Source organism: Pseudomonas sp. FSL W5-0299 (assembly GCF_005930655.1).
Classification (GTDB): domain Bacteria; phylum Pseudomonadota; class Gammaproteobacteria; order Pseudomonadales; family Pseudomonadaceae; genus Aquipseudomonas; species Aquipseudomonas mandelii.
The window spans coordinates 67,867-82,712 of record NZ_RXHX01000005.1 but is presented as its reverse complement, the minus strand read 5'-3'; the positions used below and the strand labels follow the sequence as shown (position 1 = coordinate 82,712).

General features: G+C 55.7%; 14 protein-coding genes and 1 pseudogene. All 15 read left to right on the top strand.

The features are described from left to right. Positions 1-159: 159 nt before the first annotated feature. The 15 genes and pseudogenes from FHL16_RS09035 (at position 160) to FHL16_RS08970 (ending at position 14,190) form a co-directional block, all read left to right on the top strand. The gene (locus FHL16_RS09035; protein WP_077748051.1) at positions 160-1,155 is read left to right on the top strand and encodes a hypothetical protein; all 996 of its coding nucleotides are present in this window, start codon (positions 160-162) and stop codon (positions 1,153-1,155) included. A 96-nt stretch (positions 1,156-1,251) separates the two neighbouring features. Beyond that, positions 1,252-2,250, top strand: coding sequence for a SphA family protein (locus FHL16_RS09030; protein ID WP_032904495.1), 999 nt, complete (start codon positions 1,252-1,254; stop codon positions 2,248-2,250). 435 nt (positions 2,251-2,685) lie between these two features. After that, positions 2,686-3,315, top strand: a pseudogene (locus FHL16_RS34960) (HAMP domain-containing protein); the annotation flags it as partial. 69 nt (positions 3,316-3,384) lie between these two features. After that, positions 3,385-4,173 (top strand): methyl-accepting chemotaxis protein, encoded by a 789-nt coding sequence (locus FHL16_RS34955; RefSeq protein WP_371101270.1) that lies wholly within the window; start codon positions 3,385-3,387, stop codon positions 4,171-4,173. 248 nt (positions 4,174-4,421) lie between these two features. Continuing rightward, entirely contained in the window at positions 4,422-5,174 is a 753-nt protein-coding gene (locus tag FHL16_RS09020) for a hypothetical protein (RefSeq protein ID WP_032903637.1), read from the top strand. Positions 5,175-5,289: 115 nt separating this feature from the next. After that, positions 5,290-5,520 (top strand): AlpA family transcriptional regulator, encoded by a 231-nt coding sequence (locus FHL16_RS09015; RefSeq protein ID WP_020300882.1) that lies wholly within the window; start codon positions 5,290-5,292, stop codon positions 5,518-5,520. 4 nt (positions 5,521-5,524) lie between these two features. Continuing rightward, positions 5,525-6,367 carry a ParA family protein gene (locus FHL16_RS09010; RefSeq protein ID WP_020300883.1) on the top strand — a complete coding sequence of 281 codons (843 nt, stop codon included), beginning with the start codon at positions 5,525-5,527 and terminating at the stop codon, positions 6,365-6,367. Between the two features lie 85 nt (positions 6,368-6,452). Further along, on the top strand, positions 6,453-6,662 hold the full coding sequence (locus FHL16_RS09005) for a hypothetical protein (RefSeq protein WP_076964377.1): 210 nt from the start codon (positions 6,453-6,455) through the stop codon (positions 6,660-6,662). A gap of 14 nt (positions 6,663-6,676) precedes the next feature. Continuing rightward, complete coding sequence (locus FHL16_RS09000; RefSeq protein WP_077748050.1) at positions 6,677-8,263, top strand: ParB family protein; 1,587 nt, start codon at positions 6,677-6,679, stop codon at positions 8,261-8,263. After that, a complete protein-coding gene (locus tag FHL16_RS08995) occupies positions 8,260-8,808 on the top strand; it encodes a DUF2857 domain-containing protein (protein ID WP_032903632.1) in 549 nt (182 codons plus the stop codon). Before FHL16_RS09000 ends, FHL16_RS08995 begins: the two co-directional genes overlap by 4 nt. Continuing rightward, positions 8,805-9,995, top strand: coding sequence for an STY4528 family pathogenicity island replication protein (locus FHL16_RS08990; RefSeq protein WP_020300886.1), 1,191 nt, complete (start codon positions 8,805-8,807; stop codon positions 9,993-9,995). Before FHL16_RS08995 ends, FHL16_RS08990 begins: the two co-directional genes overlap by 4 nt. Positions 9,996-10,259: 264 nt before the next feature. Next, complete coding sequence (locus FHL16_RS08985; RefSeq protein ID WP_077748049.1) at positions 10,260-11,015, top strand: PFL_4669 family integrating conjugative element protein; 756 nt, start codon at positions 10,260-10,262, stop codon at positions 11,013-11,015. Next, positions 11,012-11,530: a DUF3158 family protein gene (locus FHL16_RS08980; protein WP_032903630.1), complete on the top strand. Its 519-nt coding sequence runs from the start codon at positions 11,012-11,014 to the stop codon at positions 11,528-11,530. The genes FHL16_RS08985 and FHL16_RS08980 overlap by 4 nt, the downstream gene beginning before the upstream one ends. Continuing rightward, positions 11,527-11,997, top strand: a complete 471-nt coding sequence (locus FHL16_RS08975) for a single-stranded DNA-binding protein (protein WP_020300889.1) — start codon at positions 11,527-11,529, stop codon at positions 11,995-11,997. The genes FHL16_RS08980 and FHL16_RS08975 overlap by 4 nt, the downstream gene beginning before the upstream one ends. 225 nt (positions 11,998-12,222) lie before the next feature. Continuing rightward, positions 12,223-14,190 (top strand): DNA topoisomerase III, encoded by a 1,968-nt coding sequence (locus FHL16_RS08970; protein ID WP_020300890.1) that lies wholly within the window; start codon positions 12,223-12,225, stop codon positions 14,188-14,190. Positions 14,191-14,846 lie beyond the last annotated feature (656 nt).

Genomic DNA, 14,846 nt, shown 5'->3' with positions numbered 1-14,846 from the left:
GCTCGAGGGCCGCCGTACTGCAATACCAAAACCAATCATTATTTTGGTTTTCCGGCCTAATGACTGCGCTCGGTACTTCTTCTAACTTGTAAGCCATCCGCAGGAAGCGCAATGACCATGCGCCCAGTGAGATGACAACAAAAATAAGAGGAAAACCCGATGACCCGCAAATGGATCGCCGCGCGTATTGATCAGCTCGACCCTGCTACCGACTATGACGAGATCTGGAAACTCTCTGCGGCTTATCGGCCAACCGACTTCATCATGAATCTTGTGTACGCCGTCACTTTCCCTCACTTCTTCGTAAGGGAACTGGACGCGTTGCCTCTCATTGACAACGGTGACGGGAAAATTCTAAAAAACTCATTCAGACGCTCCGATGACACATCCTGGAAGATGCAGGTTTGGTGGCATTACGGTTCACACCACGACAAGACCCGCGAAAACGTTGAGTCGATAAACAAAATACACTCCCACTACGCTCAGCGATTTGGCGAGAGCTTCAGCCGCAACGACACCTACGTCTACACGCTTTGCTATGAAGCAGCCGGCATGCATCGCCTGATGCAACGCGTAGGTATGGCGGGCATGAGCGAAAAAGAGAAGCTCGCCGCTGTTAAATACTGGCACCAGATGTCAACCATTTTTCGCAACGCCGGGACGGGCGAAGCGATTACAGGCTTCCCTGATTCCTTTGATGGAATCATGGCCTTCATGGATCGCTGGGAAAGTGAGGATATTCCCAAACACGACATGGGCCCACCGGCGGCGCGAGCAATAATCCAACAGTTCGCCGATCGTTATTTTCCAAAGTTCTCACACTCTCTGGTATTTGCCTGGGTGATCAGTCTTTATCCCGATCATCTGATCCGCGCCTACGAACTCAAACGACCCTCACCGTTGGCCAGGAAAGCATTGCGTTTGTTTACTGCCGGTTTTCTGTGGATGGGGGAAAAGGTGATCCCTGATCCGAAGGACACCTTCACGGAACGCCGGCAAGTGGCGCATGCCGCCAAGCGCGCTGCGGGTGCATCTAAAACACCAGATCAGCAGAGCGAGCAGGCGAAAGTCGCGGGTTGCCCTTTCCATCGATTCAGAGCAAAGCCCTCAGCGTCTGATGCCGCGAGCCCAGGTACCACGCAAGCAAAAAAATAATGTGCCAAAAGCACATTGGTACCAGATTGCTTGATGCAAAAGCACTCTGGGAATTACCAAATAGCGCCAAAAAAAATAACAATAGAGCCAACAACGATGAACACAATAAAAAAAATTTGTCCAGCCTTGCTAGTCCTCGCCACTCTCTCGTCCCTAGAAACTGTAGCCGCCAACGGCCCTCCACCGCCTAGCGTTGGGGAGCCGAACGGGATCAATCTGGGAGGCACCAGTTTTTACGATGGATTTGCCGGCCTGCCCGGCTTTTCGTTCCAGCAATACTTGAAGTACACCAGCGCCAGTTCGATTCGAAATAACTCGGGTAAGGAAATCAAAGACTTTGATAACCCGAAGATCAATGTCACCAGCCTGATCAACCAACTCAGCTATTACTCGCCCAACACTATTGGCGCGGGCGCACACCTGGGCTGGAACATCATTGTGCCGATCGTTTCACTCGACGGTGACTTTGGTAGCAACGGTCCACAACTCAAGGACAACGCCACTGGAGTTGGCGACGTCACCACCGGCCCGCTGGTGCAGTTCGATCCTATTGTCGATGAGCATGGACGACCTATTTTCGTCCAGCGCCTGGCACTGGATGTGTTGTTACCCGTCGGTAAATACGATGAACACAAGGACCTCAACCAAGGATCTAACTTCTACTCGATCAATCCTTACTGGGCGGCGACCTGGATGCCCGCACCCCGCTGGGAAGTGAGCTGGCGCTTGCACTATCTGCAAAACTTTAAAAACAAGGACCCAGCCAGCAGTTCAGTGCAACTGTTCGAAGGTCAGCCTGTGCGTGATACCCAGGCAGGCAAAGCGGCATGGATTAACTTTACTGCCTCCTATGAAGTGATACCCAACGTCTCAGTTGGCCTCAATGGGTATTACTTCAAACAAATAAGTGATGATGAGGTCAATGGTCACCGCCTCGCCGACTCTCGCGAAAAAGTGCTTGGGATTGGCCCTGGGGTGTTCTGGAAAGTAGGCGATGGTGATGGTGTCTGGTTCAACACTTATCGTGAGACCGAAGTAGAGAACCGCGCACGCAACGACTACGTCGTGCAGGTACGTTACGCGCACACCTTTTGAGGTCAAGAGCATTATCCTCGATGTAGCGATACGTCGAGGTGGCGCTCAACTCTTCCCCGCCACGGACGCGTTGGCTTCCAAGTTAACCGTTCGTCGAAATAAATATTGGATATGGAAGTGGGTCGACAAATGGAAGGTGGGCCTCAACGAGCTGAACGGCAATCTGCAGGTAACTCCTACCGAGCACAATAGCCGTTCGTGTGTCTTTTGCGTTTGTCCGGCTGCACTGAAGATTAGCGCTACCGAGAACATATCCGTCGTTCACACCGAGATCGCCTATGACTTGTGCTACCTCAGTAATTCTTAATTCTACACAAATTTCAGATCCGCGTTTCGCCGATTATCTCGCCTACTCCGCAATGCCGCGAGTCGCATCAGGATGAAATTAACCCTGCATCGTTTCTGCTGAAAGACCACGCCAATAAAACGAGATCCATGATGCAATATTCGCTCGCAGGCAAAATGATGATGACGCTCACACTGGTCATGCTTTGCGTTTCACTCGCTGTCGCGACGCTCAACTATCAATTCACGTCTCGGGAGTTGAGCAGACAGCAACTCAGGCAAGCCACTACGTTACTTGAGCTTGCGGCACAATCCCTAAGCGAACCGCTCGCGAGTGGTAATCAGGCTCAGATCGAAAACTTGCTGAATGAACTGTTGCGCGCCCCCGATGTTAATGGACTAACGGTGCGCGATTCCCGTACGCAACGTTCAACTTCTGTCAGTCAGAAAAACGCGGCTAATGTCTCCTTCCGGCTCAACACACAGGTAATGCATCATGGTCAGGCGCTGGCTATGCTGGATATTGAGTTCAACAACCAGGCGCTGAGAACGACCCTGAAAACTGTATTACTGCAAAACTTGGCAGTCACCGCAGTTTTGTTGCTCGCTACCTTGGGGACTGTGTGGCTATTGACCCGGCGTCACATTCTGCGACCAGTCAAAGAGGTCAGCCTTTGCCTGGCGCAGATAGCACGAGGTGAAGCTGACTTGAGTAAACGCCTAGATGCCAGTTGCCCTGATGAAATTGGTGAGTTGGCTGGCAACTTCAACCTAGTGCTTGAACGGCTATCGAACCTGATTGCGGATGTCGGGCTCGTCTCTAGCGCTCTCGATCAGCATGCCGGTGAAATGGACATAACAACTGGTCACACCTCGCACGCTACCGCCCAGCAGGTTCAGCAGGTCGAATCCGTAGCCGCTTCCGTGCAGCAACTCGCTCGATCCGCCATCCAGGTTGCCAGACACGCCTCGAGCACTAGCGCACAAACACGCGAGTCGGCAGCCCATGTCTGCGAAGGGAACGCCATGATGGACGCCAGCCAGCAAATGGTCGAACGCCTGGGGACACAGATAGCCCATACCGCTCTGAAACTGGGTGACTTGATGCGAGACAGCGAGGGGATCGGTGCGATGGTGGTCACTATTCGCGGGATCGCCGAGCAGACCAACCTTCTCGCCCTGAACGCCGCCATCGAAGCCGCACGAGCCGGTGAGCAAGGACGAGGATTTGCCGTGGTCGCTGACGAAGTCCGTGCCCTGGCGCTAAAAACCCGCCAGTCGACCGAAGTCATTGAAAATATTGTCACCCAGTTACAGGGCGCAGCGCATCAGGCACGAGAAGCCATGGAGGGTTGCCAGAATGCGCTGCAGGATGCGGTGGGCACCTCACGGCAAGTCGGTGAGTTCCTGACGCGAATCAGCGAAAACATTCAGGGCATCAATGAAATGAACCAACACATTGCTTTGGCTGCTCAGGAGCAGAGTACTGTCGCGGAAACGGTGAACGAAAATATCATCACCATTCACCGACTGAGTGATGGAGTCTCCCACTATGTCAATGACCTGGCTGATGGAGCACGACTCCTGAATAAGCAAAGTCAGTTGCTGCACCACAGAATAAGCTCTTTCAAAGTCTAGCGATGCATAGGTTATTGGGAGAAGCACCGTGGTGCTGTGCGTCTAAATCGTCAATTGAAACAAGCGTAAGAACTCGATAACCAGAGTGCATTAGGTGCTTAATGCTCGGATCTCTCACGAAAAAAAGGATATCGATTTACCAACAAATAAAACCGAATCAAGGGACAGTTGCCGCACGGAAGCCCAGCTAGTAAAGGCCATAAAAACGTAGTTAGCGGATCTGCTCCCTCGAATATGAGGCTGCTCCTATGTATGAACCCGACAGCTACAACGTTTTTGCAAAAATTTTTTATCGGCCCATTGACGCAGCTATACGCTGGTGCAATCTCATGGCTCATGAAACCCAAATACTAGAATCGGCTTGGGACTGTCCTGCGCTCCTGTCAAAATACTTCCCCCAATGGCCGTGCCTACAGGCAAATACCGAAAAAATTATAGATGCCATTCGCCATGGCGACCTGGCCTATGGCTGCTTCGGCGTGTCGGTCACGATTGGCACGCCCATCGATTGCAGTCAGATAACTATCCGCCATACTGACCTCAGAGTTTGGATGGCGCGCTACTACCCTGACCAAAGACCAAGCTTTCTTTTCGAACAGTCCTTCAACCAACAAGGAGCTATCAGCCCTGGCACCTATCTGGCCTTACAAGCCGACCGAGATGCAATGCAATTGCGGATAAAAAATATAGAAGCGTCTTATCAACAACTACTCGATGAGCTTGAGGCAATGGGGTTGGAAAGAGAAAATATCCATCAGTTACTAAAGTCCAACAGTAAACTCAGTGACCGCAGTGAAATCGGCTACCTGAAAGTCATAGGGGCGTTGCTTGAACTAATCTTAGGACACTCGCCATCAGGTAAACCGCACTCAGTATTTGATAGTCAATCCTCCATCGTCAATTCCATCTCAGCTCATCGCAAAGACGATCCTGGCCTGAGCAAACGCACGCTGGATGCAAAGTTCGCCGCAGCCAATCGCATACTCAAAAAAGGTATCTGAGTGGAGCAATTGCACTGCAATACCTCTGATTGCAGTGCAATGACTCTCCCCCACTTCTGCTATTCAATTCAGGTCACTTCCCACCACGCGCCAATCGGCGCCAGGAGTGACCAGCATGTCCAGCCAATCCTTACCCATCGTTGAAGCACCTCAACTGCAGGTAGAACGCCACATCATGCGACGTGACGAGGTGGAGCGAAAAACCGGCTTCAAACGCGCGCACATCTACAACCTGATGAAGGAAGGTAAATTCCCTCAGGCTAAACGCATTGGATTGCGGGCAGTCGGTTGGGACTCGCTAGAAATCGAGCAGTGGGTCGTTGAACGCTTAGGCAAACAGGCCTGATGCCATGCGTGTGGTATCGGTGGTTTCCACCAAAGGCGGGGTGGGCAAAACCACAGTAGCCGCCAATCTCGGCGGCCTACTGGCTGACGCAGGCCTACGCGTCCTGCTACTGGATCTGGATAGCCAACCCACCCTCTCCAGCTATTACGCCTTGAGCCAGAAGGCTGATGTCGGTGCGTACGAGTTCATCGCACTCAACCTAGCTATGCCTGCCCAGATTATTTCCAGGACAGTGATTGCAGGGCTCGATCTGATCGTCTCCAACGACGATCAAGGTCGACTGAGTACCTTGCTGCTGCACGCCCCTGACGGGCGATTACGCCTACGCAATCTGCTCGACAACTTCCGCGCCCGTTACGACCTGCTTTTGATCGACACCCAAGGTGCGCGTAGCGTGCTGCTGGAGATGGCCATCCTGGCCTCCGACCTTGCCCTCTCTCCCATCACCCCGGAAATGCTCGCCGCCCGCGAACTGCAGCGTGGCACCTTGAAGCTACTCAGCGAACTCGAACCTTTCCGCCACCTGGGCATTCCACCCCCACCCTTACGACTGCTCCTGAACCAGGTGAATGCCATTCGAGTGGACACCCGGATGATCATCCGTGGCCTGCGCGAGACCTTCGCAGGGGCTAACAACATCTCGGTTCTAGACACCGCAATTCCGGAGCGAGTGGCGTACCTCAACGCCGCCTCCCTTGGCCTACCGGTCCACCGAGTCGAGACACGCCAGTCACGGGAACGACGCTCGCCATCCGCGATGGAAACCATGCAAGCGCTGGCCATCGAGTTGTTTCCGGAATGGCGCGAAGCGATTTCTAGGGTGGGCAGGTGCACGGAGGTTAAATGACACCATTCACCATGCCGGCACTTCTCGCCCAATCATTGTGTTTGCTCGACCTTATAGCCAACAGCGTTTGGCAAGGAGTCTTCTGATGTTGGATCAACTTCCCATCATCGCTCCACCATTCACTCGACCACACCACCCATCTGGCGATGAATACTGCACTGTCGTCTTTCGCCTGCAGGGTGGACGCTCGGCCATGGGTTGGCTCCTCGCAGAGCTTTCCAGACATTTCGAAGGTTCGGGGACTGCCAAGATCGTCAAGTTCGAGGTCGGTGACCATTTGCGTAACCGGCGTTAACTGAGGTTGTTCCGATGAAGAAGCTCAGTCAGGCGCAGATCACCGACAAGCTGCACCAGGACCACTTCCCTCGAGGTCCAGAACTGGAGCGGCTATCCGATCCACCTACTGACACGCCTATGCTGGTCACTCTGGAGCAGTTGCGGCCCTACGAACACAACCCTCGATTCATTCGTAATCCGCTGTATGACGATATCAAGGCTTCGATCCGTGAACGCGGGCTGGATCAACCACCGCCGATTACCCGTCGCCCGGGAGAAACCTATTTCATCATCCGCAACGGCGGTAATACGCGCTTGGCGATTCTCGGCGAGCTGTGGCAGGAAACTCGCGACGAGCGTTTCTTTCGGATTCACTGCCTGTTCCGACCTTGGAGCAATGAAACCAACGCCCTACTCGGCCATTTGGCGGAAAGCGATCTGCACGGCCAACTCACGTTCATCGAACGGGCTCTGGCGGTAGCCAAACTCAAAACCATGCTTGAATCGGATGGCCCACAGCTCTCACAACGGGAGCTGGCTCGACGTCTTGCCGCTGGGGGCTATCCGATTTCACAGTCGCACATCAGCCGGATGCTGGACACCCTCGAACACTTATTACCCGCCATTCCACAAACTCTGTATGCCGGGTTGGGTAAGCCTCAGATAGAGCGTCTGATCGGTCTACGTAGTCAGGCTGAGCGAATCTGGAACCGTTATCCAACTGCCACAGTTGCATTTGCAGAGTTCTGGCTGGAATCCATGGGTTACTTCGATTGCGATCCTGAATCCTTTGATCTTGAGAAGATCCAGGATGAATTACTCGAACGCATGAGCCGCTTGCTCGGACAGTCCTACCGTATGCTGGCCCTGGAGCTGAGCGATACCCAACGGGTCGTATCCACGCCTGGGGCTGTCACTACCAGGCCCTCAGAGAACATCTATTCGCCAAGCGAACATGAAGCCGCGGCAGAACCGCCCTCCTCCGACACTGAATCACAATCAACCCAGGTCGAGAGCAGGATAGAGTCAGTTTCAGAAGAACTGCTCGCAGAACCCGAAACAAATGTTTCACCAGCGGTCAATCCTCGATCACGCGTTCAACAGATTCGTGAGCAAATCGATCGCGAGATAGCCACCAAAGCGACGTCTCCAGTCGAAACCTGCCCAATCGACGACCTCTGGACGATCACACCAACGCTGGATACACCCGAACAACTGCGTTTAGCCATTGCCGGACTGGCGCGAGAAATGGCGGCCTATGCCGGATACCCCGAGAGCATCATCGGTCAGCCGCTTGGCTTGGGCTTCGCCCTGAACATCGAGCGAGTTGATCTTGCAGCGCCTCACGCAACCGGCGTTCACCTACTGCTCATGGCCCTGCTGCGCGCTCAAGACGACGTCAACTGGGAAGATCGTAAGCAACTGCCGTCAGCGCTGTTCGGCCAATTGTTGCTGGGGATCTATCAACTCCCGCTCACAAATCGTCCCGCCGTGGACGTGGGACTGGAGCGGCTGCCCGACAGGCTGTTAATCAAACTGTATCGCCTGATCCGCCTGGCCCGGCGTCTGATCGACTTAACGATTCCCCCTGAAGATAGCTCACCGAAGGAGCTGCCATGAACCTGTCCTTCAATGTGCTCAACCAGGCCATGCTGACCCAGATACTGCATGAGCTGCGCCAGGGTAACCTGCAGCGCTGCAAGGCACTCGGACTGGGTGAGGACGACATCTACCTGTTGCAATCCTTACCGCCCACTACGTTGTCGCGCCTGGCCCATGCAACCATCCCCTGGGTTGAGATCAAGATTGACTCGCCGGTGCTGCATCGGTTGATCGAGCAAGCCGAACGTGACGAGCAGAACGAGCGCTTGATCAACCGCGCGCTCAAGCTCGGCGCCAGCAGCACCATCATGTACCAATGCTTTGGCTTGGCGCATTCGGAAACCGCCCTGCGTCGACGTCTGCTCAAGATAGAAACCCGAAAAGGTCGCCCTCAGAATTTGAGCGAGGCGCAGGAGCATGCGCTCTGGCAGCGTTGGTGCCAACTACGCGCTCAGGACAGTACCGAGGACCAGCTCGACGCCATGATGATGCTGGCGGAGGAGCAACAAGTCAGCTTGACCATCGTCTGGCAACAAATCGACCAGTACAGCAACGGCACATGAACACAGCCCCTTCCAGTCGTTGGCAGCGTGTCCTGCAGCAATGCACCCAGCATCTGAGTGAACGCTGGCCCGTACGCCCTACCACTGAACAACCCTCCAACCAGGCCCTGCAAGCTGGCTTTCTATTCAGTGGCCAATCTCACGAAGTCGTGCCACGTCGGCTGCTGTTGGATAGTCGGTTGACGCCGTTGGAACGCAATGCCTGGCAGGTGTTTCGACTCATGCTGCAAGGCCAGGGCGTGGTCACGCCGCGCTATGAGGATTTGCAGCCTTACCTGTCGAGCGTGCCCTACGGTGCGTCAGCCTCCCGTGAAACCATTGCTCGGGTGTTGACGATGCTCAGGTTGACGCGCTGGCTCAGTTTGGTGAGTCGCGGACGCGATCAGCTCAGCGGACGTCTTCAAGGTTTTCTGTATGTTCTGCACGATGAGCCGTTAACCCCCGCCGAAGCCATGGAACTGGATCAGGATTACCTGGCGCTGGTCGGGCATGCCCTCGGTCATGCGACGAAGGCGGTGCGTATTGTCGCTCAGCACGTTGTGGAGGAAGTCCGCCAGGACACGAATATCGATCGTGATCGGTTACCGACGCGGCTCGACAGCTGGGGCGAACACTGGACGCAGCAAGGATTGGATCAGCCAGCCGTTGATGCCTTCCACGATTCCGAACGGGAGGAAGATCACCGCGTTCGGAATCGTGCAGGCCCTCGTTCGGATTCCGAACCGGGCCTGAACGTCAATGTTTCAGACACCGTTCGGAATCCGAACGCCGCCTGTACTGTATTAAAAGAAAGTATTTGTACAGTACCGCGCGCGACCGCAGCGGTGGATAACCTGCACTGGCCCGCTGCGCTGCACCTGAGCCCAAGCGAGCGTCAGGCCGTCGCCGTGGCGCTGAACAAACTCAAACCAGCGGATCGGCAGGCGGTGCTCAACGAAGCGGGAGCACGTTGTGCGGCCGGTGGAATCCGCAAGCCAGCGGCGTATCTGATGGGCCTGATCCAGCGCGCACTGAAAGGTGACTTTCGTCCTTGGGCAGGTCAGGCCGAACCTTCACCCATTGCAGAATCACCTCCACCCGCTCCCTCGCGGCCATCTCGACAACAGGGCGAACCCGCGTCTGCCCTCGCACAAGCGTGCCTGAATGAGCTGCGCCAACTGCGTGGCAAACGCGGTGGACCTCAGTAGATTTGATGCCAGTGGCATCAAATCCATGGTGTTCCACTCTACGAACACATCGGACCAAACTATGAAACTCTTAGGGAAAAGCCGGGACATCTCTTTCGATGAACGTAGACGTCAGTAGATTTGATGCCGGTGGCATCAAATCTACTGACGTCTCCATAATTAGCCCTCTTAAACCAAACCGAACAGACCGCATTCAGTTTTTTGGCTGTCCTTGACCCTCATCTGCCGCAACGTTTCCGTCCAAGCGAATGCGAGGACAACGCCGTGGCCGATCATTACCAACTCAACCTGGGTTCATTGCGCAGCAGCATCACCCTGACCCTGCACACTCACCACGCCGCCCGTATCTGGCAAGGGCGGACCGCACGCGAAGGCGTTCACTCGATCATGGGCATGGCCGGCTACATCAGTGTCACCAACCTGATCAAACAAACCGCGGCTCAGGACGATCCCTATGCCGACTGGGCCATCGTACAACTCGAAGAAAAACTGGTGCAGGCCAAGGCTGGGATGCTGGAACTGACCCAACAGCTGGATCGGATCAGACAGGACCTGCCGACACAGATCGACATGGGCGACAACCTCAACATCCACCCCGTCACCTTGCCGTTGTACATCGGCAGCCAGCTGGGTTTTCTGGCGGTCTACCTGCTGACCGACTACGACACCCTGGTGCGTCGTACCCTATTGGCCCATCACACAGCCTTGATCGGCCGCGTCGACATGGAAGCCTGGATCGATGACGGCGCCCATCTGCTGCGCAGCCTGTTCGGCCAGGCGCAGCGCTATCGGCATTCTGGCGTCACCCGTGATGACATGGCAGCGAACAATGCCCGTGCTCTGGCGGCCATCGAGAAGATGGGTTTGCCCCCCATGGACATTCTTGAGGGTCATCGCCGCTCCCAGTTCGCGCCACCGATCATTCGTCGTGGTGCTGTGGCAGTGGATGACGCGGACGCATTGGCAGAGGAAGCGAGAGAGCCATCTGCGACGGTGGATGAGCCGGAGGACGAAGCATGAATCTCATGATCCCGGCTCAACCAATGCCCTTCGAAGCGTTAACACCGGATGCCTATCGACAGCTCGAACACGCTGCCTCCCTAAAAGGCCTTTTAAAACCTTTTAAGGGTAAGGGGGAGTTGGACCACCTGGCGCAGGTGGCGAGGGAAATCGAGGCGCAGTTATGTCACCTGATGGAAGCTGTTGTGCAGCAAGCCGGACAGCCCCCGTACTCACTGCTGGATATTCGATTGGTGCTGCAGAACACCAGCGCGGGCAGCACCTTTTTGCGTTGGCGAACCCGTGACTTCGCCCGCATGGGGGTTGCGGTCTGGGAACGCCAGGTCCGCAACAAGACCCAACCGCAGGCCGTACGCGAGGGGTTGCACCGTTTCGAATGCAACCGTATTGCACTGAACCTGCAGATGAGCGTGGTGCATTCGCTTTACCGCCAGGCCTCGACCTGCGCGATCAAAATGGCCAGTGCCGAACGGCTGCTGCGCCAGTTCACAACCGCAGCGGAGATATCACGATGAGTACTTTTTTCGTCGGCGAAGGCAACATCGGCAGTGCGCCAGAGTTCCAGGAATTCGCCTCAGGCAATGACGAGCCACGGCGTTTGCTACGGCTGAATGTGTACTTCGACAACCCCGTGCCACGCGAGGGCGGCTACGAAGATCGAGGCGGCTATTGGGCGCCGGTTGAGCTCTGGCACCGCGAGGCTGAACACTGGAGCACGCTGTACCAGAAAGGTATGCGTGTGCTGGTCGAGGGCCGCACGATACGAGATGAGTGGGAGGACAGCGAAGACAACGCGCGGGTGACCTTCAAGATCGAGGCCCGTCGAGTCGGCATCCTGCCTCATCGAGTGCACAGCGTGGTCATGCGGGAGCGATCCAATGAACCGGCAGCATCTGCGAAACACGTCGGGCAAAATACAGAGCAAGCCAGCTCACCTGCGTCGAAGCCAAAAAAGCGCACAGGGCCGCCACCTCCGGAATGACGAGCATTAGGCATAAAAATTGCGCCTTTGCGCGAAGTTGCTGGCGTATTACTACTCGCTGCTCGTGAAGACCCACACTGTCGTCCACGCTAAAACGGGGTAACAGCATCGGATCGTCAAGGCAGTCCTCACCGACTAATATGAGGTACCTGCGAGTCAGGTTTCTCATATCTCGTAGCTGCTGTTTCCAACAACTCTGCTCCGGACCCCATCCGGAGCAGTCTTATGCGCCTCTTCCTCTGCGAGAAACCTTCCCAAGGTCGTGACATCGCCAAAGTTCTCGGAGCCAGCCGGCGCAGCGATGGCTGCCTAATCGCACCCGAGACAACCGTCACCTGGTGTATCGGTCACCTGCTGGAGACAGCACCGCCTGAAGCTTATGGTGAACACTTCAAGAGTTGGTCGTTAGATCATCTACCGATCATTCCCGCGCAGTGGCAGGTCGAGGTCAAACCCAAGACTGCGGCACAGTTCAAAGTCATCAAGCGCCTGCTCAGTAAAGCCACCACCGTCGTCATCGCGACCGACGCCGACCGCGAAGGTGAAATGATTGCCCGCGAGTTACTGGAACTCTGCAAGTATCGAGGCCCCGTTCAGCGCCTCTGGTTGTCGGCACTCAACGAGGCGTCGATTCGCAAAGCATTGTCCTCGCTGAAGTCTGGTCAGGAGACCTTCCCGCTCTATCACTCAGCCCTCGCCCGCAGCCGTGCTGACTGGCTGATCGGCATGAACCTCAGTCGTTTGTTTACCCTCCTCGGTCGGCGGGCAGGCTACGACGGCGTGCTGTCGGTTGGACGCGTACAGACACCCACTTTACGCCTAGTGGTCGATCGGGATCGTGCGATTGCCAGTTTCGTTCCGGTGCCCTACTGGAACGTTGAAGTGCACTTATCGTCGAGGGGTCAGCGATTCATCGCATCGTGGTTACCGCCAAGCTCAGGACAGGACGAAGCGGGTCGTTGCCTGCAACAGGCGCTTGCCAGTCAAACGGTCCAAGCGATCTCTTGCAGCAAGACCGCCACAGTACTCTCGCTGCAGACTGAGCATTTCCGCGAAGCGGCGCCCCTGCCCTTCGACTTGAGCACGCTGCAAGAAGTCTGCTCGCGCAAGTTGGGACTCGGCGTTCAGGAAGTCCTGAATATCGCCCAGGCTCTGTATGAAACCTACAAAGCCACCACCTACCCGCGCAGTGATTGCCGCTATTTGCCAGAGAGTATGTTCGACGAGGTATCTGGGGTATTCGATGCCCTGCTCAAAACCGATCCCACCCTGCGGCCCGCATTCGGAAGACTCGATCGATCACTGCACTCCCGCGTGTGGAACGATGCCAAGGTCACCGCGCACCACGGCATCATTCCCACCACCGAGCCGGCGAACCTTGCGCGGATGTCCGAACAAGAACGCCAAGTCTACGAACTGATTCGTAGCCACTACCTCGCGCAATTTCTTCCGTCTCATGAGTTTGATCGAACCCAGGTCGAACTGGAATGTGGCGAAAAACGATTGACCGCTGTTGGCAAACAGATCCTGGTCCAGGGCTGGAAAGGCTTGCTCTCCGAAAACACCGAGGAGGACGAACCCAGTCACAAGTCCCAAGTCTTACCCGTCTTGCAACAGGGCACGCAGTGCGCAGTGGACGACGTCGAACTCAAGTCCATGCGCACCGCCGCCCCCAAACCACTCACCGAGGGCGATCTGATCAAGGCGATGAAAAACGTCGCCAAGCTGGTCAACGACCCACGCCTGAAACAGAAACTTCGGGACACTACCGGTATCGGTACCGAAGCCACGCGAGCCGGCATCATCAAGGGGTTGATTGATCGCGGTTACTTGCTGAAGAAAAAACGCGCCTTAATGGCCTCCGCAGCGGCCCATACCCTGATTGAGGCGGTACCCGCCGCAATCGCAGATCCGGGCATGACCGCGATATGGGAACAGGCCCTGGACGAAATCGAAACGGGACGCCTGACCCTTGATGCGTTCGTCGCCAAGCAGGCGAACTGGATTGCACAATTGGTCGAACACTGTGGCGCACTCACCTTGGCGGTACCTGTCGAAGCCGGCCCGGCCTGCCCCATTTGCAATGCCTCGATGCGTAGACGTAAAGGAAAATCAGGGCAGTTCTGGTCATGCTCCCACTACCCAGATTGCAAGGGCACTGTGTCGATCAGTAAAGATACGCGTCGCTCATGATGTTCCATGGGACGATCATTATGAGAACGGTGCGTTCTCTGCCTTGACGTCGTCCCACCCTCTCTGCTGTAGTGCCTCAGGATCATCGCCAATGGCGACCCAAGACCGATTTGCTCCGGGTAGCTCGGTCGAACTCGTCGAGTTCGGAGCCTTCTCTTCTGCGGGATTTCATTCCCGTTTTGTGCTTGACCTGATCGTGGTGGCGGATGACCACTGTTGCCTCTACCCGGCAACAGCGGTCATCCGCTTCGGCGATCGTATTCAGTCCCGGAGCCCGCCGGGGAAACACTGGGCACCTTTTGTGCGCGGATGCGTGCCAGCATGTTCCGACCCAGGCCACGACAAGGGTCGGTTGGCGAATCATGGCGCAGTTCAACCAAGTGTTGCGAGGCGCTGGTCGACTGCGTAAGACCGTCAAAGGTGGTTTTTTTCTTCCTCGCCTGGCATCCCGTCAGGCCCACTCTTCACTTTCTTCAGTCCAGTGACTGCCACTGTATTCCGGCTATAAAAAATCGGGTTGCAGCGTCTTGACGCTCCCCTGTGACAGGCTTATACAAAGGGCGTGGTTTGCTGTCGTTGACAGCCCAGCCCAGGTAGCTTGAACCTTCAAGGCTACGCCACGTTCGTGGTGGTTTACCCAAGTGCGATCAGCGTTC